This is a genomic window from Phenylobacterium sp. LjRoot219 (assembly GCF_964252995.1).
Taxonomy (GTDB): Bacteria; Pseudomonadota; Alphaproteobacteria; order Caulobacterales; family Caulobacteraceae; genus Phenylobacterium.
Map to the genome: position 1 here is coordinate 270,087 of NZ_CAXUQI020000001.1, position 19,723 is coordinate 289,809.

Sequence of the window (19,723 nt, forward strand, 5' to 3'; positions counted from 1 at the left end):
CGAGCGGGGCGGGGGCTGCTTCCGCGAAAGGCGGCGGCGACGTTCCCCGATGGCGGCCTTGTCGCAAGACTGGCTCAAGACCGCCATGGGGCGCGATGTCACGCCGACTTCTTCTCGTCGCCGTCGACTTCCTCGAACTCCGCGTCGACCACGTCGTCCGAGCCGTGGGCCTGGCCGTCGGCGTCGTCGCCGGCCTGACCCTGGTTGTTCTGGGCGTTGTACATGGCCTCGCCCAGCTTCATGGAGGCCTGGATCAGGGTCTGGGTCTTGGCCGCGATCACTTCCGCGTCGCCGCCGTCGACCACGCCCTTCAGGTCGTCGAGCGCGTTCTGGATGGCGTCACGTTCGGCCTGGCCGACCTTGTCGCCGTGCTCGCTGAGCGCCTTTTCGGTCGAGTGGATGACCGCGTCGGCCTGGTTCTTGGCCTCGACCGCCGCCTTGCGCTTCTCGTCGTCCGCCTTGTGGGACTCGGCGTCCTTGACCATGGCGTCGATGTCCGAATCCGAGAGGCCGCCGTTGGCCTGGATGCGGATCGACTGCTCCTTGGCGGTCGCCTTGTCGCGGGCGGTGACGTGGACGATGCCGTTGGCGTCGATGTCGAAGGTGACCTCGACCTGCGGCACGCCGCGCGGCGCCGGCGGGATGCCCACCAGGTCGAACTGGCCGAGCATCTTGTTGTCCTGCGCCATCGGCCGCTCGCCCTGGAAGACCCGGATCGTCACGGCCGACTGATTGTCGTCCGCGGTCGAGAAGGTCTGCGAGCGCTTGGTCGGGATGGTGGTGTTGCGCTCGATCAGCGGGGTGAACACGCCGCCCAGCGTCTCGATGCCCAGCGTCAGCGGGGTGACGTCGAGCAGCAGCACGTCCTTGACGTCGCCCTGCAGCACGCCGGCCTGGACCGCGGCGCCCAGCGCCACGACTTCGTCCGGGTTGACCCCGGTGTGCGGCTCGCGGCCGAAGAACGCCTTCACGGTCTCCACGACCTTGGGCATGCGGGTCATGCCGCCGACCAGGATCACTTCCTCGATGTCGGACTTCTTCAGGCCGGCGTCCTTCAGCGCCTGCTCGCAGGGGCCGACGGTCTTGGCGATCAGGTCCTCGACCAGGGCTTCCAGCTTGGCGCGGGAGAGCTTGACGTTGAGGTGCAGCGGGCCCGAGGCGTTCATCGAGATGAACGGCAGGTTGACCTCGTACTGGGTCGTGAAGGAGAGCTCCTTCTTGGCCTTCTCGGCCTCTTCCTTCAGGCGCTGAAGGGCGAGCTTGTCCTTCCGCAGGTCGACGCCCTGCTCCTTTTTGAACTCGTCGGCCAGGTAGTCGACGATCCGCAGGTCGAAGTCCTCGCCGCCGAGGAAGGTGTCGCCGTTGGTCGACTTCACCTCAAAGACGCCGTCGCCGATCTCGAGGATCGAGACGTCGAAGGTGCCGCCGCCGAGGTCGTAGACGGCGATCTTCTTGCCTTCGTTCTTTTCCAGGCCGTAGGCGAGCGCCGCGGCGGTCGGCTCGTTGATGATCCGCAGGACTTCCAGGCCGGCGATCTTGCCAGCGTCCTTGGTCGCCTGCCGCTGGGCGTCGTTGAAGTAGGCCGGGACGGTGATGACCGCCTTTTCGACCTTCTCGCCGAGGTGCTGCTCGGCGGCTTCCTTCATCTTCTGCAGGATGAAGGCGGAGATCTGCTGGGGCGAATAATCCTTGCCGTGAGCGCGCACCCAGGCGTCGCCGGTCGGGCCCTTGACGATCTCGTAGGGCACCATGCCCTTGTCCTTCTCGACCATCGGGTCGTTCCACTGGCGCCCGATCAGGCGCTTGATGGCGAACAAGGTGTTGGCGGGGTTGGTCACGGCCTGCCGACGGGCGGGCTGGCCGACCAGGCGCTCGCCGTCCTCCAGGAACGCCACCACGGACGGCGTCGTACGCGCGCCCTCGGCGTTCTCGATCACTTTCGGCTGCTTGCCGTCCATGATCGCGACGCACGAATTGGTGGTGCCGAGGTCAATGCCGATGATCTTGCTCATAGAGAGTCTTTCTCGCTCCTTGTTGGCGGACGCCGCGGGGAAGCCTTCGATCGAAGCGCCTTACTTAGTGCGGTCGTCCCCGGTTCGATAAGTCTCCGCCGGTCGGAAGGGCTCGCCTCCGCGGCCGGCGTCGCAGCGGATATGGGATAATTTGGGGGGCCTGCAAGAGCGAAAGTCCCCAATCTAGACAAGGGCATTGCTCAGCTACGCCGCCAGGCCGAGCTAATCGCCGCGTAGAGCGCCGGCGGATGCGGCGCCGAGCCCCCGCGAGCCGCGAGGAAGGCGTGCTCCACTACCATAGCCTGTTGTTCGATGTTCAGCCCCAGGAAGTCGCTGTCGGCGGTCAGCTGGTAGGCGTAGGCCGCGGCGGAATCCCCCGCCTTCAGCTTGGCGATCAAGAGCTGCACCCCGTGCTGCGCCTGCCAGACGTGGGTCAGCTCGTGCACCAGGGTCGCCTGGGTGCAGAGCGGCGCGGCGCCGAAGTCGCCGGGCAGCCAGGCCGCCGGCCAGACGATCAGCGCTGGCCCGGCGACGAAGGCCCGCTTCCAGACCGGGATCGCCAGGATCCGCACGCGATCCACGTCCAGGCCCTCGCCGAACATCTCGCGGCCGAGCGCACGCTCGGCGGCGGTCAGGCGACGCAGGCGGAAGGGACGGGCAGGCATGGCGCTCAAGCAAACGTCCGGCGGCGCCATCCGTCAGCCTCAGAAGCGATAGCGAAGGCCGAGGATCGGGCCGCTCATGGTCAAGCTGTCCAGCGGATCCCCGTCCATGTCGTAGTCGAGGTAGCGCCAGCCCAGGCCGACGTCGCCCCAACTCCAGGCGTAGGCCAGCTGCGCCGAGACCTGCCAGGTGAATTCCGAGCCGCCGCCGCCGATGTCGCCGTAGTAGATCACCTTCCAGGGGCCGTCGCCGAGGGCGAACTCGCCGCGGGCGCCGGCGATCGCGTCCCAGACATCGCCGTCCTTTTCGACGCGGCCGGCGCGCGCCAAGTCGCCAAGGGGGCCTGTGAAGTTCCAGTCCAGGGTCGAGTCGGCGCCGAGGTAGCGGAAGCCGGCGAACAGCTGGATGAAGCTGCTGTCGTTGCGGAGCACGTCGTAGCCGCCGGTCACCGCCCACACCGTGGTCTTCAACTTCAGCTTGCTGTCGAGGTTGACCGGGACCACCCGGCCGCGCGGCCCGGCAACGTCGCGAACGCGGTCTCCCTTCTGCTCGACGTTCATGTAGATCAGGTCGGTCTGGATCGAGAACTTCCCCCGCCGCGCCTCGGCGCCGGCCATCAGCGCGAAGTTCAGGTCGGAGAGGATGTCGCCAAAGCTCTCGTCGATGTTGGCGTTGATGCTGCTGGTCGAGCCGATCGGCGGGGAGAAGGTGGCCGAGCCCTTGATGCTGGCCATCCAGAGGTAGGGCGCGACCGTGAAGCGCCAACGGTCGGGCTCGACCGGCGGCACGGCCATGACCTCGCCTGCGGGCGCGGCGGTCGCCGCGTCTGCGGCGTCGCCGACCGCTGCGCCAGAGGGCTCGGAAGGCGGCGGCGCGGCCTGGGCTTGGGCGAGCGTCGCGGCGAGCAACCACGCGACCCCCGCGACCGTGGCGACCGCAGTGGGTCGGCGCCGGGCGCCCGGCTCAGGAGTCTTGGTCGGCATGAGCGGCTCCCGGCGGCGGTGAGGCCCGCAATCCGCCATCCGCTTGCAAGCTGGGAAATCGGTCGAAACCCTACTGTCGGGCGGCGCAAACCCGCGCTTGCAGCAAGCGGTCAAACGCCTCGGTGGAGGCGACGCTTTGACGGCGTCGTTTGGCCAGCGCAGGATCGCAGCTCCAGCTTCGCATGGAGGCGCCTGTGGTCAATCTCACCCGTCCGGACGGCAACTGGGCCGGCGATCTCGACCTCTCGCGCCGCAGCCTGGCGCTCGCCTTGGCCGGCGGCTACGCCGTGGCCGCCTTCTCCGCCGAGGCCAAGCCGATCACCACCGGCGCTGACGGCCTCGTTGTCGGGCCGGTCGAGATCCCCACCGCCGACGTCAAGATCCCGGGCTATCTGGCGCGCCCGGCCGCCAAGGGCCGCCACCCCGTCGTGCTGGTCTATTCCGAGGTGTTCGGCGTGCACGAATGGGTGCGCGACATCTGCCGCCGACTGGCGCACGCCGGCTACGTGGCGCTGGCGCCCGACTTCTTCGCCCGCCACGGCGACCCGTCCAAGCTCACCGACTTCCAGCAGATCATCAAGATCGTCGCCCAGGCGAGCGACGAGCAGGTGACCGCCGACACCGCGGCGTCGCTGAAGTTCCTGAAAGCCCAGGCCTTCGCCGATCCGGCGCGCCTCGGGGTGACCGGGTTCTGCTGGGGCGGGGCCAAGACCTGGCTGGCGGTCGCGCGCTTCGCCGACTTCAAGGCCGGGGCGGCCTGGTACGGCTCGCTGCGGGCCAACCCGCGCTTTCCGGCCGCGCCGGCGCCGCTCGACCTGGTCAAGCAGCTGCACGCGCCGGTGCTCGGCCTCTACGGCGGCAAGGACCAGGGCATCCCGCTGGCCGACGTCGAGGCGATGCGCGCGGCGCTGAAGGCGGCCGGCCAGGCCCAGTCCGAGATCGTCGTCTTCCCGGAGGCGCAGCATGGCTTCGCCGCCGATTACCGCCCGAGCTACGACCCTGCGGCCGCGGCGGACGGCTGGAAGCGGATGCTGGCCTTCTTCGCCCGGCACGGGGTGAAGTGAGCAACCTCTAACCCCGCTCATCCCGGCGAAGGCCGGAAGCCAGATGGCGGCCGCGGCGGCGGCCGGATGGGCGCAGCGCGATTTTTGCGAGACTGAGGCTGAGCCTGGGTCCCGGCCTTCGCCGGGATGAGCGGAGGGGCCTAGAAAATCGGCTCTTCCGGCGGCGGGGCGGTGTTGCCGGCCGGCGGGGTCACCGGCCGCAGCGTCGGCGGCGGGGTGTTGCCGAGCGCCTGGTCGAGCGCGGCCTGCGCGGCTGCGGCCTCGGCCTCCTCTTCGGCCTTCTTGCGCGCGGCCTCTTCCTCTTTCGCCTTGGCGGCGGCGATCTCTTCCGGGGTCGGCGGCGGCGGGCCTTCGATCCGCTCGTCGACCAGCGGGGTGGCGTCGGTGGCGTCGATCGCCGCCGCGGCCGGGGCGCCGGGCGCCTTGGCGCCGGGCAGGCGGCCGCCGCGTTGCGGGGCGTTGATAATTCCCAGGGCGAAAGCGCTGACGGCCGCCAGGCCGATCAGGCTGGCGACGATCTGCAAGACGCGGCGCGGCATGGTCCAAGACATCGCGGCCGACCCTAATGTGCGCGGCGCCGGAGCGGAAGCGACATCCCGCCGCGCCGCCCGCCTGCGCGCGACGGCGGCGCTGGAGCCCATGGCGTACGCACGAGGGAGCGGCTTGGGGCGTTTCGTCACCCCGACCCATCGAACGACGTTGTGTGAGCGCGCTCCGCCAGCTACCGGCTCGCGGGCCTCACCCACCTCAGGAGACTGGCCATGGTGCGAAGCGGGTTCGATCACGAGATCCTGCTGCTGCAGGGCGGCGGCGCGCTGGGAGCCTATCAGGCCGGGGTCTACGAGGGGCTGGTCGAGGCCGGCATCGCGCCGACCTGGGTCGTCGGCATCTCGATCGGGGCGATCAACGCCTCGCTGATCGCCGGCAACCCGCCCGAGCGGCGGATCGAGCGGCTGCGCGAGTTCTGGCGGCGGATGTCGGTCGACGTCGGCCCGCCGCTGCCGGCCTGGCTCGACCCGATGCGCCCGGCCGCCAACTACATGGCGGCGATGGCGGCGATGGCCAAAGGCATCCCCGACTTCTTCACGCCGCGGTTTCCGCCGCCGTGGTTCGCCGCCGACGGGGCCGAGGGCGCGCTCAGCATGTACGACACCGCGCCGCTGCGCAGCACGCTGGAGGAACTGGTCGACTTCGATCTGATCAACCGCGGCCCGGTGCGCCTGTCGCTCGGCGCGGTGGACGTGTGCAAGGGCGCTTCGGTCTATTTCGACACCGAATCGACGGTCATCAACGCCGAGCATGTCCGGGCCAGCGGCGCGCTGCCGCCCGGCTTCCCGCCGGTGACAATCGACGGCGCGCACTACTGGGACGGCGGGGTCGTCACCAACACGCCGATCACCTACGTGGCGGACCAGAAGCCGCTGACCACCGCCCGCATCATCCAGGTCGACAACTTCATCGCCCAGGGCGCGCTGCCGCAGAATCTCGGCCAGGTGACCGAGCGGGCGAAGGACATCCAGTATGCGAGCCGGACCCGGTTCAACGTCGACCGCCTGCAGGAGCTCGGCGAGATCGCCGCCGCCCTCCGCCGGTTGCTGGACAAGCTGCCGCCGGAGCTGCGCTCGGATCCGGACGCCCAGCGGCTGGCCGGCCTCTGCGACGAGCGGAGCTGGATGATCGTCCGGCTGATCAACAAGCGCCCGTCCCGCTCGGGCGCGGTGAAGGACTTCGAGTTCTCCCGCGCGACGATCGAGGAGGCCTGGGCGGCCGGCCTTGAGGATGTTCGCCGATCGGTCGCTGGTTGGCACGACGTCGAGCCCGGGGCGGTCGGCCAGGGCGTCGTGGTCTACCGGCCGACCGAAGAGCTGCTTCCCGCGGCGGCGCCGACTGCCAGCGGTGCGCGCTCGCTGCTGACGCAGTTCGCGAAACAGTAGTCGAAACGCGCAAAAGACAGGGCGCTTCTCCAGCCGAGCTTGCTCTCCTTCATCTCGCACTTGCGAAGCGGAAGGGAGAGGCGGACATGGTCCGGATCGGCTGCTGCCGCTTGCTTCTTCCTGCGCTGTTGCTGGCGCCCGGACTGGCGCAGGCGCAGGCGGTTCCGACGGCGCCGGCCGATCCCCAGCCGCGGCCGGGCGTCGAGCGACAGCTGCAGGAGCTTGTCCGCTCGCGGCAGGATCTGCAGCAGATGCAGCAGAGCGTGCAGAAGCAGATGGCCGACTTCGACGCGCGGATCGCGGCGTTGGAGACCGAGCTCGGCGTGGCGCCGCGCAAGGAGGAGATCGTCCGGATCGCTCCGCCGCCGCCGGCCGCCGAGGAGGACAGCGGCGGCTCCGCCCCCCAAGAGGAAGAAGGGCCCTACAAACAAGGCACGGGCCTCGTCCTCGTCGAGGGCGAAAACGGGGGGTTGGCGCTCGGCGTCAATGGATACGTGCGCTACCTCAACCAGGGCGGGCTGAAGGAGCATTATACCGACTCGTTTGGGCGAACTATTCAGGTCGACAAGCGGCAAGACATCCAGCTGAACAGGCTTCAGCTCCAGTTCCGCGGATGGTTGTTCGACCCGCGGTTCCGCTACACCTTCTACGCTTGGACCCAAAATGTAAGCCAGGGGGATCCCGCTCAGGTCGTTGTTGGCGGAAATATAAACTACACGTTTAGTGACTACTTCAGATTGTGGGCCGGAATTTTCTCAATTCCGTCGACCCGGACGACTGCGCAGTCATTCCCGAACTGGCTTATGATCGACCACCGTGGCTTGGCGGATGAATTCTTCAGAGGATCTTATACCTCGGGGATCCAGGCCACCGGAAAGCTGCCGTACAGGTTCTTCTACAACGTCGCCATGACCGACAACCTGAGCCAGCTAGGCGTCAGCGCCAGCCAGATGGCCTTCGGCTTGGATACCTATTCCGGAACCCTTTATTGGATGCCGACCACCGGGGAGTTCGGGCCGGGGTTTGGCTTCGGTGACTTCGAACATCACGAAGACGTCGCGACCTTGTTCGGGGTCCATTTCACCCACAGCCGTGAGGACGCGCAAAGCCAGCCCAGGACGACCTCGATCGAGAACAGCCAGATCCGCCTGTCCGACGGCACGGTGATCTTCACGCCTAACGCGTTCGGCACCGGCGGCCAGATCACCAAGGCCACCTACCAGATGCTGGATCTGGACGCCGGGGTGAAATACCGGGGCTGGTCGCTCGATGGCGAGTACTACTTCCGATGGATCAAAGACTTGGAGGTCGTCGGCAATGTGCCGGTGACGCATCTGTACGACCACGGCTTCCAGATCCTGGCGTCGACCATGCTGAAGCCGCAGCTCGTGCAGGCCTACGTCATGGGCTCGAAGGTCTTCGGCGAGTACGGCGAGCCCTGGGACCTCGGCTTCGGGCTGACCTACTTCCCGTTCGAACGCAAACAGGTGCGGGTGAACATCGAGGGCCTGTACATGGACCGCTCGGCGGTCGGCTACACGGCGGTGCCCTATGTCGTCGGCGGCACCGGCTGGGTCTGGTCGGTCAACGTCGGCACCTGGTTCTAGCCGGCAGCGGCATCCCGCCGCAGCTTTCGGTGCGGAAAGTAAACGGCTCTTAACCGTCTTGCGGCAATCAGGAGCTTCGTCTCACGGATGGAGCGACTTCGCATGGCGCGGGCGGCGCGGAAGACGGGCATGGAGCTCGTCTGGCACATCGCAGGGCTTGCCTGGGCGCACCCCAGCGCTGCGCGGCTGCGCGGCGGGGCTGTGGCGGCGTTCGGCGTCGCGCTGGCGGTCGCCGTCGCCACCTACAACGCCGCCGACCCGAGCCTGAACGCCGCCAGCGGCGGGGCGACCGAGAACGCGCTCGGCGGGCCGGGGGCGGTGCTGGCCGACATGGGCGTGCAGTCGCTGGGACTGGCCGCCGGGGTCGCGGCGCTGCTGCTGGTGGTGCTTGGCCTGTCGCGCGCCGCCGCCGCCAACCCGGACACCAGCCGCCTGCACCTGCGGCTGCGCGCCGGCGCCGGGCTGGCCGGGGTGATCGTGCTGGCCGGGGTGCTGGCCGCGCCGACCCCGCCGGCCGCCTGGCCGCTGGCCCGCGGCCTGGGCGGCTTCTGGGGCGACGGCCTGCTGCACGCCTTCGCCAGCGTCTTCGCCTTCGCCCATCTGCCGGGACCGAGCGTGTTTGCGGCCCTGTTCCTGCTGCCGCTGGCGGTGCTGGGCGTCGGCTACGGCCTCGGCCTGTCGCGCGCCGAGCTGCGCGGCTTCGGCGACTGGATCGCCCAGCGGCTGCAGCCCAAGCCCGAGATCGCCCCGCCGCCGGAGAATTCGGCGCGCGCCGCCCGGGTCGCCAAGCGCAAGCAGGCCGAAGCCGCCGCTGCGGCCGCGCCGGCCGCCGTCGAGGGCGCCGAGCCGGCGGCCGCTTCGGTCGAGCGCGAGGGCGCGGCGCCGCAGCTCAAGGTCAAGCCGCCCAAGGCGCCGCCGAAGGAGAGCCCGCGCGAGCAGCGCGAGGCCCAGGCGACCTTCGAATTCGCCAAGCCGCAGACCGACGGCTTCATGCTGCCGGAGCTCGGCATGCTGGCCAAGCCGAAGCCGCGCGCCGCGGCGTTCGACGAGGCCGCGCTGCGCCAGAACGCCCAGCTGCTGGAGAACGTGCTGGCCGAGTTCGGCGTCCGCGGCCAGGTCGACCAGATCCGCCCTGGCCCGGTCGTCACCCTGTACGAGCTGGTGCCGGCCGCCGGCGTGAAGTCGGCCCGGGTGGTGGCGCTGTCCGACGACATCGCCCGCTCGATGAGCGTCGCCGCCTGCCGCGTCTCGGTGGTGCAGGGCCGCAACGCCATCGGCATCGAGCTGCCGAACCAGAAGCGCGAGACCGTCTACCTGCGCGACCTGCTGAATTCGCCGGAATACGAGCGCGGCAGCCAGGTGCTGCCGATGGCGCTCGGCGAGACGATCGGCGGCGAGAGCTACATCGCCGACCTGGCGAAGATGCCCCACCTGCTGATCGCCGGGACCACCGGCTCGGGCAAGTCGGTCGGCGTCAACGCGATGATCCTGTCGATCCTCTACCGCCTGCCGCCCGAGCAGTGCCGGATGATCATGATCGACCCGAAGATGCTCGAGCTGTCGGTCTACGACGGCATCCCGCACCTGCTGGCCCCGGTCGTCACCGACCCGAAGAAGGCGATCGTCGCCCTGAAGTGGGCGGTGCGCGAGATGGAGGACCGCTACCGGCGGATGTCCAAGATCGGCGTGCGCAACATCGCCTCCTACAACGAACGCGCCAAGGAGGCGGCGGACAAGGGCGAGCACTTCGAGCGGACCGTGCAGACCGGCTTCGACGACGGCGGCCGGCCGATCTACGAGAGCGAGAAGATCAAGCCTGAGGCGATGCCCTACCTGGTCGTGATCATCGACGAGGTCGCCGACCTGATGATGGTCGCCGGCAAGGACATCGAAGGCGCGGTCCAGCGGCTGGCGCAGATGGCCCGCGCCGCCGGCATCCACGTGATCATGGCCACCCAGCGGCCGTCGGTGGACGTCATCACCGGCACCATCAAGGCCAACTTCCCGACCCGGATCTCCTTCCAGGTCACCTCGAAGATCGACAGCCGCACCATCCTGGGCGAGCAGGGGGCCGAGCAGCTGCTGGGCCAGGGTGACATGCTCTACATGGCCGGCGGCGGCCGCGTGACCCGCCTGCACGGCCCGTTCGTCTCCGACGGCGAGGTCGAGGCGGTCGCCCGGTTCCTGCGCGAGCAGGGCCAGCCGCAGTACCTCGAGGAGGTCACCGCCGGCGGCGACGAAGACGGCGAGGCCGGCGACATGGGTGGCGGCTTCGGCGGCGACGGCGAAGGCAACGACCTCTACGACCGGGCGGTGGCGATCGTCACCCGCGACGGCAAGGCCTCGACCAGCTACATCCAGCGCCGGCTGCAGATCGGCTACAACCGCGCCGCCTCGCTGATCGAGCGGATGGAGCAGGAAGGCGTCGTCGGCCCCGCCAACCACGCCGGCAAGCGCGAGATCCTGGTCAGCGCCGCGCCCTAGGGCGCCCGCAAGCAGCGCTGCGCACAAGCTCGTCATCCCGGACGGCCTGGAAGGCCGATCCGGGACCCAGGAGCTGTGCGCGCCGCCCTGGGTCCCGGCTCTTCGCTGCGCTTCGGCGGGGATGACGGAGTGCTGGGAACAACCGGCCAAGCTTCAGCGTTGCAGCAGCCGCCGTGATGCAGCCCTAATGCCGCCCCGGCGGCAGGCTAGGGTTGTCGTTGAGATGGAGTTTCCGATGTCCACGTCCCGCCGCAGCTTCGTTCTGGCGATCGCCGCCGGAGCCGTCGCCGGGCCGGCTCTCGCCCAACCGCAGGCGCCCGCCCTGGCGCCGGCCGACAAGGCGCTGGTCGACAAGGCGGTCGCCTACCTCGAGGGGCTGACCGAGGCCAAGGCGCGGTTCGTCCAGACCGCTCCGGGCGGCCAGGTCAGCCGCGGCGTCGTCTACCTGAAGCGGCCCGGCAAGGCGCGCTTCGCCTACGACCCGCCGTCCGGCCTGCTGGTGGTGTCCGACGGCGGCAACGTGTCGGTGGCCGACAGCCGGCTGAAGACCTTCGACAAGTACCCGCTGGTGGCCACCCCGCTGTCGCTGTTCCTGGCCAAGAACATCCGCTTCGATCGCGGCGTGCAGGTCACCGGCGTGACCCGCGCCGCCGACGGCTTCACCATCAGCGCCCGCGACGGCCGTAAGCAGACCGCCGGGCAGATCGCGCTGACCTTCCGGAACGATCCGCTGACGCTGGTCGGCTGGGCGGTGACCGACGCTCAGCGGCGGGTCACGCGCGTGCAGCTGCTCGACCTCGCCCCGGTGTCCGGCCTCGATTCGCGGCTGTTCTCCCTGCGCGATCCGAGGCAAGGCCTGGGTCGGGGCAAGATGTGACACAAACAACACGATCAAGTGAGAACGTCGGTATCCATTGACTTTTTGGCCATATGTGGCCACCTTACATCATCTCGTCGGCGCGTTTCGCGACGGCGAGCCGAGCCGGAACTATCCCCTCCCGGCGGCGGCATGAGAGACGACTAACGCCCGGGCTTTCTCCAGTGCCCGGGCGTTTTTTTGCCGCCTTGGCGACCGCGGGCGCGCAGCTTAAGTGAGCCGCATGCGGCTCCGCCTTTGCACCTGGAACATCAACTCCGTCCGCCTGCGCCACGAGCAGGTCGCCAAGTTCGTCGCCGAGCAGGCGCCTGACGTGCTCTGCCTGCAGGAGATCAAGTGCCGCGAGGGCGAGTTCCCGCGCGAGGCCTTCGTCGAGATGGGCCTGCCGCACCTGAAGATCGCCGGCCAGAAGGGCTGGCACGGGGTGGCTATCGCCTCGCGCCTGCCGCTCGAGGAGGCCAAGCCGCTGGAGGTCTGCCGCGAGGGCCACGCCCGCTGCGTCGGCGCGACGGTCGCCGGCGTCGAAATCCACAACTTCTATGTGCCAGCCGGCGGCGATGAGCCCGACCGCGAGGTGAACGCGAAGTTCGACCACAAGCTCGACTTCTTCGAGAAGCTCACCGACGAGCTGTCGCGCCGCGATCCGAAGGCGCCGCTGGCGGTGGTCGGCGATCTCAACGTCGCGCCGGGCGAGTTCGACGTGTGGAACCACAAGTACATGTCGAAGGTGGTCAGCCACACCCCGGTCGAGATCGAGGCGTTCGGCAAGATGCTCGGCGCGCTGGACTTCATCGACCTGCCGCGCGCCGCCACGCCGGCGCCGGAGAAGATGGCCTCCTGGTGGAGCTATCGCGCCCAGGACTTCCGCAAGTCCAACCGCGGCCTGCGGCTCGACCACATCCTGGTCACGCCGGGCTTGCGCGAGGCGGCCTTCCGCCAGGGCGCGGCCGCCAGCCGGGTGCACGACGACGTCCGCGCCTGGGAGCGCCCGAGCGACCACGCGCCGGTGACGGCGGATCTGGGGCTGTAGTCCAGCAAATCACTGTCATCCCGGCCGCAGCGAAGCGGAGAGCCGGGACCCAGGAACACCGGGCGGCGTGATGGCTCGACGCGTCGCCGCCGCAGGTCGTTTGGCGTCGCCGCGTGCATGGGTCCCGGATAAGCCGCTTTCGCGGCTTTCCGGGATGACGCGCATTTTTCTGGTGCTAAGGCGCCAGCCGGTAGCCGCCGGCTTCGGTCAGCAGCAGCCGGGCGTTGGCCGGGTCGGCCTCGATCTTCTGCCGCAGCCGGTAGACGTGGGTCTCCAGCGTGTGGGTGGTGACCCCGGCGTTGTAGCCCCAGACCTCGGCCAGAAGCTCCTCGCGGCTGACCGGCTTTTCGCCGGCGCGGTAGAGGTACTTCAGGATGTTGGTCTCTTTCTCGGTCAGCCGGATCTTGCGCTGCTGGGCGTCGACCAGGATCTTGTTCGCCGGCCGGAACTCATAGGCCCCGAGCCGGAACACCGCGCCTTCGGAATGCTCGTGGCTGCGCAGCTGGGCGCGGATGCGGGCCAGCAGCACGGCGAACTTGTAGGGCTTGGTGACGTAGTCGTTGGCCCCGGCGTCGAGGCCTTCGACCGTATCCTCGTCAGCCGCCGCGGCGGTGAGCATGATGATCGGAGCGGGGACGCCCAGCCGCCGCATCTCGCGGCAAGCCTCGCGTCCGTCTTTGTCGGGGAGGTCGACGTCAAGCAGGATCAGATCCGGCTTCTGTTCCTGGGCTGCGCGCACGCCGTCGCCAGCGGTAGGCGCCTCCAGGGTGGCGTACCCTTCGGCTTCGAGCTGTTCTGCAACTGCGCCGCGCAGGTCCGCGTCATCATCGACGATGAGGAGGGTCTTGCGTTGAGCCATGCCGTCAACCATGCACCGTATCGCCCGCCGCGCGCAAAAAGATTTGAGGTGCAAGCGTGATCTACTTGGCCACAGCCGACGGATGGCTGGATCTCGGCGGGGCCAAGGTGCGCTGCGCGCTCGGCCCGGCCGGCGTGGTTGCGGCGGCCGCCAAGCGCGAGGGCGACGGCGCGTCGCCGGCCGGCGTCTGGCCGATTCGTCGCGTCCTCTACCGTCCCGATCGCGGTCCGGCGCCGGAAACCGCCCTGCCGTTGGCCGCCATCGCGCCGGACGACGGCTGGTGCGACGCGCCCGAGGACCCGGCCTACAACCGACCGGTCCAGCTGCCCTATCCGGCCAGCGCCGAGCGGATGTGGCGCGACGATCATCTCTACGACCTGGTGGTCGTGCTGGGGCACAACGACGACCCGCCGGTCGCGGGCCTCGGCTCGGCGATCTTCCTGCATCTCGCCAAGCCCGACTATGCGCCGACCCACGGTTGCGTGGCGGTGCATCGCGCCGATCTGGAGGCGCTGCTGCGCCAGGCCCAGCCCGGCGACGCCGTCGAGATTCGCGGCTGAGAGCCGGCGATGCTCGCTTAAGTAAAGCAAGTTTTCGCGTCGGCGCCTCCCTTGGGTTGTTTGACGCCTCTCGATTTCTTAGCAGATGATAGAAAGGTCGGTGACAGACCTTGGCGTCTAAGGACCGGGGTCGTTGCTGGCAGTCCACGCGTCGCTTGGGTCATGGGCGGCGGCGGGGCGGGGAGGAGCCGACAACGACCGGGCGGTCTGCTATCCGCCGGCGGACGGTTTCTTGCGCCCAACCGCTCCGCTTGGGGAGACGGTCGATGGTTCAGATGAACACACGCCAGCAAGGCGCGCGCTCCGGGCGCGGCCGCCGCCTGCACGACGCCATGGCGCAGCAGAAGGTGCTGAGCGCGATGGGCGTGGAGGTCGCGCTCAACGTCCTGCAGGAACTGCCGCCCGGCGGGTGGCTCCGCTACGTGCCGGAGGGCGCGCCGCTACGCGTCGCCCGTCACGTCCACGACGGGTAGTCTGCCTAGTCGCGCTGGCCGAATACCGCCGAGCCCACCCGGACGCTGGTCGCGCCGAAGGCGATCGCGGTTTCGAAGTCGCCGCTCATGCCCATCGACAGGCCGCTCAGGCCGTTGCGGGCGGCGATCTTGGCCAGCAGGGCGAAGTGCGGTCCCGGCGGCTCGTCGAGCGGCGGGATGCACATCAGCCCTTCCGGGGGCAAGCCGTAGACGTCGCGGCAGGCGGTGATGAAGGCGTCGGCCGCGCCGGGCGCGATCCCGGCCTTCTGCTCTTCCTCGCCGGTGTTGACCTGCACATAGATCCGCGGGCGGCGGCCCTGCTTCTGCACCTCGTCGGCCAGGGCGCGGGCCAGCTTCTCGCGGTCTAGGCTCTCGACGACGTCGAAGAAGGCGACGGCTTCCCGCGCCTTGTTGCTCTGCAGCGGCCCGATCAGGTGCAGCGTCAGGCCCTCGGCGCGGCCGTCCCAGCGCGCCATCGCCTCCTGCACCCGGTTTTCGCCGAAGGCTGTCTGGCCGGCCGCCAGCACCGGGGCGACCGCCTCCCACGGCTGCTGCTTGGAGACCGCCACCAGGGCGACGGCGGCGGGGTCGCGGCCGGAGGCTTGCGCGGCGCGCGCGATCCGGGCCACGACCTCGTGGTAGGCGGATGCGGGATCGGAAAGTGGGGCGGCCATGGGCGGGTTCTGGACCTTGCGGCGGACGGCCGGGCTCTTAAAGCGCCCGACGCCCGATAGGAAGGGGCCGGCGCGGCGGGCGCTGCCGCAGTTGCTGGTGTTCACCGACCCCGCGCGCACGCCGGATCTCGACGCCCTGGCCGCGGTCTTGCCGCCTGGGGCGGCGCTGGTGTTCCGCGCCTTCGGGGCCGCCGACGCCGAAACCGTGGCCCGGCGGCTGCTCAAGCGGGTCCACGCGCGGCGCGGCCGGCTGCTGATCGGCGCGGACGCAGCCCTTGCGGCGCGGATCGGCGCTGACGGGGTGCATCTGCCGGAGCGGGCGGCGGGCCGCGCGCGGGCGCTGAAGGCCGCGCGACCGGCCTGGCTGGTCACCGCCGCGGCGCACTCGCCGACGGCGGCGCGGGCCGCGCGGGCGGCGGGCGCGGACGCCGCCGTGGTCTCGGCGGTGTTTCCCAGCCGCAGCCCCTCGGCCGGGGCGCCTCTCGGGCCGTTGCGGCTGGCGCAGCTCGTCCGCGCGGCCGGATTGCCGGTCTATGCGCTGGGCGGCGTCAACGACGCGACGGCGGGACGGTTGCGGGATCTGCCGCTGGCGGGGCTCGCCGCGGTCGAAGGGTTCAGGGCTGGGGAGCGGTAGCCGGCGAGGGCTGCGCCGGCCTTAGAACTTGAAGGACGACTCCAGCCGCACCCGCGGCTGGCTCTCTTCCGCGCCGATCTTCTTGGGGCCCGGGGTCACCTGCTCGTCGCGCAGGGCGACCGCGCCGCCGACGCGCAGGCTGGGAGTGATGTGGTAGTAGGCGCCGGCCTGGACGTCGTTCAGCGACTGCGGCCGCACTTCCGACTGCTCCATGTTCAGCGTCACGCCCCAGCGGCCCTTGCGGGCGTCCCACTTCAGCGAGCGCATGCCGGCGTTGGGGATCGACGAGGTGGTGTCGCTGCGGACGGTGAGATCGACTTGGGGCGGTTTGGCCTTCTCGGCCTTGTCAGCTTTGTCGGCGGCGTGCGCGACGCCGGTGGCCGCGCTGAGCAGCGCGGTGGCGGCGATCAACAGGCTGATCCGGCGGCCCGACATGACAAACATATAACCCCTACACCCCCCATTCGCATCCCGCGGTGACGGTTTTGCGAATGGTCGAGGTTCGATTAGAGACCAGCCCAAGCCGGGGTCAACCGACTCCATGATGACTCTTGATCAGTCGCCGTGAGTTCCTTCGTCGCTGTTGCGGACGGGCCACGCGATTCCTGTTTGGCGTCGACAGCGGCGTTGTTATAGAGGGCCCGGCGCGGGGCGACGCCGTAGCGCGCGGAATCGCGCCCACAAATCACTGGGAGACGCATGGATATGCCGTTTGTGCGCGGAGTTTGGATGCGGCGCGTTTCGGTCGGCGCCACGGCGCTGGCGCTTGCGGGCCTGGCCGGCTGTTCGCACGTTCCCGTCGTCGGCAAGAAGGATCCGCCGCCGGCGGCGACCGCACCGGGCTCCATCGGCGTCAACGGCTACCTGTGGCGCGCGACCCTCGACACCCTGGCCTTCATGCCGCTGGCTTCGGCCGATCCGTACGGCGGCACGGTGATCACCGATTGGTACTCCAACCCGGAGAAGCCGGACGAGCGCTTCAAGGCGACCGTCTACATTCTGGATTCGCGGCTGCGCGCCGATGGCCTGAAGGTCTCGGTGTTCAAGCAGACGCGCGACCCGGGCGGCGCCTGGGTGGATTCGCCGACGGCGGCTCAGACCGAGACCGACATCGAGAACGCCATCCTGACGCGCGCCCGCCAGCTTCGACTGTCGAACGTCCGCGGCTAAACACCCGCGACACGTTCGATAAGTCGGCGCGGCTTTGCGCGAAGGCCCGTTGACCGGAACCCTGCTCCAGTCCAAAGGCCGCCTGCCATGGCCCGCTACAATCCCAAAGAGACCGAACCGAAGTGGCGCGAGGCCTGGGCCGAGGCCCAGTCCTTCCGCGCGATCCAGGACCCGTCGAAGCCGAAGTACTATGTGCTGGAGATGTTCCCGTACCCGTCGGGACGCCTGCACATGGGCCACGTGCGCAACTACTCGCTGGGCGACGTCATCGCCCGCTTCAAGCGCGCCCGCGGCTTCTCCGTGCTGCACCCGATGGGCTGGGACGCCTTCGGCCTGCCGGCCGAGAACGCCGCCATGGAGCGCGGCGTCGACCCCAAGGCCTGGACCTACGACAACATCGCGCGGATGCGCGACGAGCTGAAAGAGCTCGGCCTGTCGATCGACTGGACGCGCGAGTTCGCCACCTGCGACGTGGCCTACTATGGCCAGCAGCAGGCCTGGTTCCTCGAGCTCTACAAGCGCGGCCTGGTCTACCGGAAGGAAGCCACGGTCAACTGGGACCCGGTCGACCAGACGGTGCTGGCCAACGAGCAGGTGGTCGACGGCCGCGGCTGGCGCTCCGGCGCGGTGGTTGAGAAGCGCAAGCTGAACCAGTGGTTCCTGCGCATCACCGACTACGCCGACCAGCTGGTCGACGATCTGGCGACGCTCGATCGTTGGCCGGAAAAAGTCCGGACCATGCAGGAGAACTGGATCGGGCGCTCCACCGGGGCGCGCCTGAGGTTCCCGTTCGCCGGCGCCGCGCCGAGCGGCCATAGCGACGTCGAGGTCTACACGACCCGGCCCGACACCCTGTTCGGCGCCAGCTTCGTCGGCATCGCCGCCGACCACCCGCTGGCCGAGCAGCTGGCCGCCGCCGATCCGAAGGTCGCGGCCTTCGTCGCCGAGTGCCGCAAGGGCGGAGCCTCCGAAGCCGAGATCGAGACGGCGGAGAAGATCGGCTACGACACCGGGCTGCGCGTGCAGCATCCGTTCGATCCGAACTGGCAGCTGCCGGTCTGGATCGCCAACTTCATCCTGATGGACTACGGCACCGGCGCGGTCTTCGCCTGCCCGGCGCACGACCAGCGCGACCTGGACTTCTCGCGCAAGTACGGCCTGCCGGTGAAGCCGGTGGTGCTGCCGCCGGGCGCCGATCCGGCGACCTTCACGATCGAGGACGAGGCCTATACCGGCCCCGGGACGCTGTTCAATTCCGAGTTCCTGAACGGGCTCGAGGTCGAGGCGGCGAAGGCCAAGGCGACCCAGCGGATCGAGGAGCTCGGTCTCGGCAAGGGCGCCAAGGTCTACCGCTTGCGCGACTGGGGCGTCGCCCGCCAGCGCGGCTGGGGTTGCCCGATTCCGGTGGTGCACTGCCCGACCCACGGCGTCGTGGCGCTGCCGCGCACCGCCCTGCCGGTGGCGCTGCCCGACGACATGGAGTTCGGCAAGCCGGGCAACGCGCTCGACCGCCATCCGACCTGGAAGCACACCACCTGCCCGACCTGCGGCGGGCCGGCGACGCGCGAGACCGACACGCTCGACACCTTCGTCGACAGCTCTTGGTACTTCGCCCGCTTCGCCAACCCGGATGCGGCCGATCCGATCGACAAGGCGGCGGCCGACTACTGGATGTCGGTCGACCAGTACATCGGCGGCATCGAACACGCCGTGCTGCACCTGCTCTACGCCCGGTTCATCACCAAGGCGCTGGCAGATGAAGGCATGCTGTCGGTGCGCGAGCCGTTCGCCGGCCTGTTCACCCAGGGCATGGTCACCCACGAGACCTATCGCAAGCAGAGCGGCGAATGGGTCGAGCCGGGCGACGTCGACCTGGCGGCCGAAGGCAATCAGCGCCGCGCGACCTTGGTCGCCACCGGCGAGCCGCTGGTCATCGGCGACGTCGAGAAGATGTCGAAGTCCAAGAAGAACACCGTCGCGCCCGGCGAGATCTTCGAGGTCTACGGCGTCGACGCCGCGCGGCTGTTCGTGCTTTCCGACAGCCCGCCCGAACGCGACACCCAGTGGACCAGCGGCGGGGTGCAGGGCGCCTGGCGGTTCGTCAACCGCGTCTGGGAGGAGTTCGACAGCCAGCCGGCCGACGCTGCGGCCGCGGCCGGCGACGAGGAGGCGGCGACCGCCCTGCGGCGCGCGACGCACAAGCTGGTCAAGCAGGTCACCGAGGCGATCGAGAGCTTCCGCTTCAACTCCGGCATCGCCCGGCTGTACGAGTTCCTCAACATCCTGAAGGCCCATCCGGCTCAGGGCGCCTCGCCGGCGCTGCTGGCGGCCCGGAGCGAGGCGCTGTCGGCGTTCGCGCGGCTGATCGGCCCGTTCGTGCCGCACCTGGCCGAAGAATGCTGGACGCGGATCGGCGGCGCAGGGATGGTCGTCGAGGCGGCCTGGCCGGAGTTCGACCCGGCGCTGACCGAGGATGCGGTCAAGGTTCTGCCGGTGCAGGTCAACGGCAAGCGCCGCGGCGAGATCACCGCCCCGGCCGGCGCCGAACCGGCCGACGTCGAGAAGATCGTGCTTGACGATCCCGAGATCGCGCGGCGCCTTGAGGGTCTGACGATCCGCAAGGTGATCGTGGTCAAGGATCGCATCGTCAACATCGTGGCCGCCTGACGGGATGACCCTGAGGCGGCGAACGGGGGGCT

The 19,723-nt window shown here is 69.6% G+C and carries 18 protein-coding genes; 11 read left to right on the top strand and 7 right to left on the bottom strand.

Going from position 1 to position 19,723, the window contains the following annotated elements; translation table 11 throughout:
- Positions 1-98: 98 nt before the first annotated feature.
- From dnaK to ACSQ14_RS01375, 3 genes are all read right to left on the bottom strand, one after another.
- On the bottom strand, positions 99-2,063 hold the full coding sequence (gene dnaK, locus ACSQ14_RS01365; RefSeq protein WP_436015317.1) for a molecular chaperone DnaK: 1,965 nt from the start codon (positions 2,061-2,063) through the stop codon (positions 99-101).
- A gap of 149 nt (positions 2,064-2,212) precedes the next feature.
- Positions 2,213-2,677 (bottom strand): hypothetical protein, encoded by a 465-nt coding sequence (locus tag ACSQ14_RS01370; RefSeq protein ID WP_436008971.1) that lies wholly within the window; start codon positions 2,675-2,677, stop codon positions 2,213-2,215.
- Positions 2,678-2,716: 39 nt separating this feature from the next.
- On the bottom strand, positions 2,717-3,658 hold the full coding sequence (locus ACSQ14_RS01375) for a hypothetical protein (RefSeq protein ID WP_436008972.1): 942 nt from the start codon (positions 3,656-3,658) through the stop codon (positions 2,717-2,719).
- A gap of 194 nt (positions 3,659-3,852) precedes the next feature.
- On the opposite strand from ACSQ14_RS01375, the gene ACSQ14_RS01380 reads away from it, so the two are divergent.
- Positions 3,853-4,722, top strand: a complete 870-nt coding sequence (locus ACSQ14_RS01380; RefSeq protein WP_436008974.1) for a dienelactone hydrolase family protein — start codon at positions 3,853-3,855, stop codon at positions 4,720-4,722.
- 140 nt (positions 4,723-4,862) lie between these two features.
- On the opposite strand, the gene ACSQ14_RS01385 is transcribed toward ACSQ14_RS01380, so the two are convergent.
- Positions 4,863-5,261: a hypothetical protein gene (locus ACSQ14_RS01385; protein WP_436008976.1), complete on the bottom strand. Its 399-nt coding sequence runs from the start codon at positions 5,259-5,261 to the stop codon at positions 4,863-4,865.
- A gap of 222 nt (positions 5,262-5,483) precedes the next feature.
- On the opposite strand from ACSQ14_RS01385, the gene ACSQ14_RS01390 reads away from it, so the two are divergent.
- The 5 genes from ACSQ14_RS01390 (at position 5,484) to xth (ending at position 12,654) form a co-directional block, all read left to right on the top strand.
- A complete protein-coding gene (locus ACSQ14_RS01390) occupies positions 5,484-6,656 on the top strand; it encodes a patatin-like phospholipase family protein (RefSeq protein WP_436008978.1) in 1,173 nt (390 codons plus the stop codon).
- An 86-nt stretch (positions 6,657-6,742) separates the two neighbouring features.
- The gene (locus ACSQ14_RS01395; RefSeq protein WP_436008980.1) at positions 6,743-8,263 is read left to right on the top strand and encodes a hypothetical protein; all 1,521 of its coding nucleotides are present in this window, start codon (positions 6,743-6,745) and stop codon (positions 8,261-8,263) included.
- A gap of 102 nt (positions 8,264-8,365) precedes the next feature.
- Positions 8,366-10,747 carry a DNA translocase FtsK 4TM domain-containing protein gene (locus tag ACSQ14_RS01400; protein ID WP_436015319.1) on the top strand — a complete coding sequence of 794 codons (2,382 nt, stop codon included), beginning with the start codon at positions 8,366-8,368 and terminating at the stop codon, positions 10,745-10,747.
- Positions 10,748-10,982: 235 nt separating this feature from the next.
- Entirely contained in the window at positions 10,983-11,624 is a 642-nt protein-coding gene (locus tag ACSQ14_RS01405) for a LolA family protein (RefSeq protein WP_436008982.1), read from the top strand.
- A gap of 223 nt (positions 11,625-11,847) precedes the next feature.
- Positions 11,848-12,654: an exodeoxyribonuclease III gene (xth, locus tag ACSQ14_RS01410; protein ID WP_436008984.1), complete on the top strand. Its 807-nt coding sequence runs from the start codon at positions 11,848-11,850 to the stop codon at positions 12,652-12,654.
- A 175-nt stretch (positions 12,655-12,829) separates the two neighbouring features.
- Here the strand turns inward: xth and ACSQ14_RS01415 are convergent, their stop codons facing one another.
- On the bottom strand, positions 12,830-13,513 hold the full coding sequence (locus ACSQ14_RS01415; protein WP_436008986.1) for a response regulator transcription factor: 684 nt from the start codon (positions 13,511-13,513) through the stop codon (positions 12,830-12,832).
- A gap of 56 nt (positions 13,514-13,569) precedes the next feature.
- On the opposite strand from ACSQ14_RS01415, the gene ACSQ14_RS01420 reads away from it, so the two are divergent.
- A complete protein-coding gene (locus ACSQ14_RS01420; RefSeq protein WP_436008988.1) occupies positions 13,570-14,073 on the top strand; it encodes a L,D-transpeptidase family protein in 504 nt (167 codons plus the stop codon).
- 266 nt (positions 14,074-14,339) lie between these two features.
- Complete coding sequence (locus tag ACSQ14_RS01425) at positions 14,340-14,546, top strand: hypothetical protein (RefSeq protein WP_436008990.1); 207 nt, start codon at positions 14,340-14,342, stop codon at positions 14,544-14,546.
- 5 nt (positions 14,547-14,551) lie between these two features.
- Here the strand turns inward: ACSQ14_RS01425 and ACSQ14_RS01430 are convergent, their stop codons facing one another.
- Positions 14,552-15,220, bottom strand: coding sequence for a YggS family pyridoxal phosphate-dependent enzyme (locus ACSQ14_RS01430; protein ID WP_436008992.1), 669 nt, complete (start codon positions 15,218-15,220; stop codon positions 14,552-14,554).
- Here ACSQ14_RS01430 and ACSQ14_RS01435 point away from each other — a divergent pair.
- A complete protein-coding gene (locus tag ACSQ14_RS01435) occupies positions 15,219-15,854 on the top strand; it encodes a thiamine phosphate synthase (RefSeq protein ID WP_436008994.1) in 636 nt (211 codons plus the stop codon). The two genes, ACSQ14_RS01430 and ACSQ14_RS01435, sit on opposite strands and share 2 nt — an antisense overlap.
- 21 nt (positions 15,855-15,875) lie before the next feature.
- On the opposite strand, the gene ACSQ14_RS01440 is transcribed toward ACSQ14_RS01435, so the two are convergent.
- Positions 15,876-16,298, bottom strand: a complete 423-nt coding sequence (locus ACSQ14_RS01440; protein ID WP_436008996.1) for an NtrZ family periplasmic regulatory protein — start codon at positions 16,296-16,298, stop codon at positions 15,876-15,878.
- A 285-nt stretch (positions 16,299-16,583) separates the two neighbouring features.
- Between ACSQ14_RS01440 and ACSQ14_RS01445 the strand changes: the two genes are divergently transcribed.
- Positions 16,584-17,024: a DUF3576 domain-containing protein gene (locus tag ACSQ14_RS01445; RefSeq protein WP_436008998.1), complete on the top strand. Its 441-nt coding sequence runs from the start codon at positions 16,584-16,586 to the stop codon at positions 17,022-17,024.
- 87 nt (positions 17,025-17,111) lie between these two features.
- Positions 17,112-19,691, top strand: coding sequence for a leucine--tRNA ligase (gene leuS, locus ACSQ14_RS01450; RefSeq protein WP_436008999.1), 2,580 nt, complete (start codon positions 17,112-17,114; stop codon positions 19,689-19,691).
- The last annotated feature ends 32 nt before the right edge of the window (positions 19,692-19,723 follow it).

Excerpts from the sequence above, each read along its gene's own strand:
- ACSQ14_RS01375 (WP_436008972.1), bottom strand. The coding sequence starts at position 3,658 with ATGCCGACCAAGACTCCTGAGCCGGGCGCCCGGCGCCGACCCACTGCG.
- ACSQ14_RS01370 (WP_436008971.1), bottom strand. The coding sequence starts at position 2,677 with ATGCCTGCCCGTCCCTTCCGCCTGCGTCGCCTGACCGCCGCCGAGCGT.
- ACSQ14_RS01440 (WP_436008996.1), bottom strand. The coding sequence starts at position 16,298 with ATGTTTGTCATGTCGGGCCGCCGGATCAGCCTGTTGATCGCCGCCACC.
- ACSQ14_RS01395 (WP_436008980.1), top strand. The coding sequence starts at position 6,743 with ATGGTCCGGATCGGCTGCTGCCGCTTGCTTCTTCCTGCGCTGTTGCTG.
- ACSQ14_RS01425 (WP_436008990.1), top strand. The coding sequence starts at position 14,340 with ATGGTTCAGATGAACACACGCCAGCAAGGCGCGCGCTCCGGGCGCGGC.
- ACSQ14_RS01415 (WP_436008986.1), bottom strand. The coding sequence starts at position 13,513 with ATGGCTCAACGCAAGACCCTCCTCATCGTCGATGATGACGCGGACCTG.
- ACSQ14_RS01405 (WP_436008982.1), top strand. The coding sequence starts at position 10,983 with ATGTCCACGTCCCGCCGCAGCTTCGTTCTGGCGATCGCCGCCGGAGCC.
- xth (WP_436008984.1), top strand. The coding sequence starts at position 11,848 with ATGCGGCTCCGCCTTTGCACCTGGAACATCAACTCCGTCCGCCTGCGC.
- ACSQ14_RS01435 (WP_436008994.1), top strand. The coding sequence starts at position 15,219 with ATGGGCGGGTTCTGGACCTTGCGGCGGACGGCCGGGCTCTTAAAGCGC.
- ACSQ14_RS01445 (WP_436008998.1), top strand. The coding sequence starts at position 16,584 with ATGCGGCGCGTTTCGGTCGGCGCCACGGCGCTGGCGCTTGCGGGCCTG.
- ACSQ14_RS01430 (WP_436008992.1), bottom strand. The coding sequence starts at position 15,220 with ATGGCCGCCCCACTTTCCGATCCCGCATCCGCCTACCACGAGGTCGTG.
- ACSQ14_RS01385 (WP_436008976.1), bottom strand. The coding sequence starts at position 5,261 with ATGCCGCGCCGCGTCTTGCAGATCGTCGCCAGCCTGATCGGCCTGGCG.
- ACSQ14_RS01400 (WP_436015319.1), top strand. The coding sequence starts at position 8,366 with ATGGCGCGGGCGGCGCGGAAGACGGGCATGGAGCTCGTCTGGCACATC.
- ACSQ14_RS01390 (WP_436008978.1), top strand. The coding sequence starts at position 5,484 with ATGGTGCGAAGCGGGTTCGATCACGAGATCCTGCTGCTGCAGGGCGGC.
- leuS (WP_436008999.1), top strand. The coding sequence starts at position 17,112 with ATGGCCCGCTACAATCCCAAAGAGACCGAACCGAAGTGGCGCGAGGCC.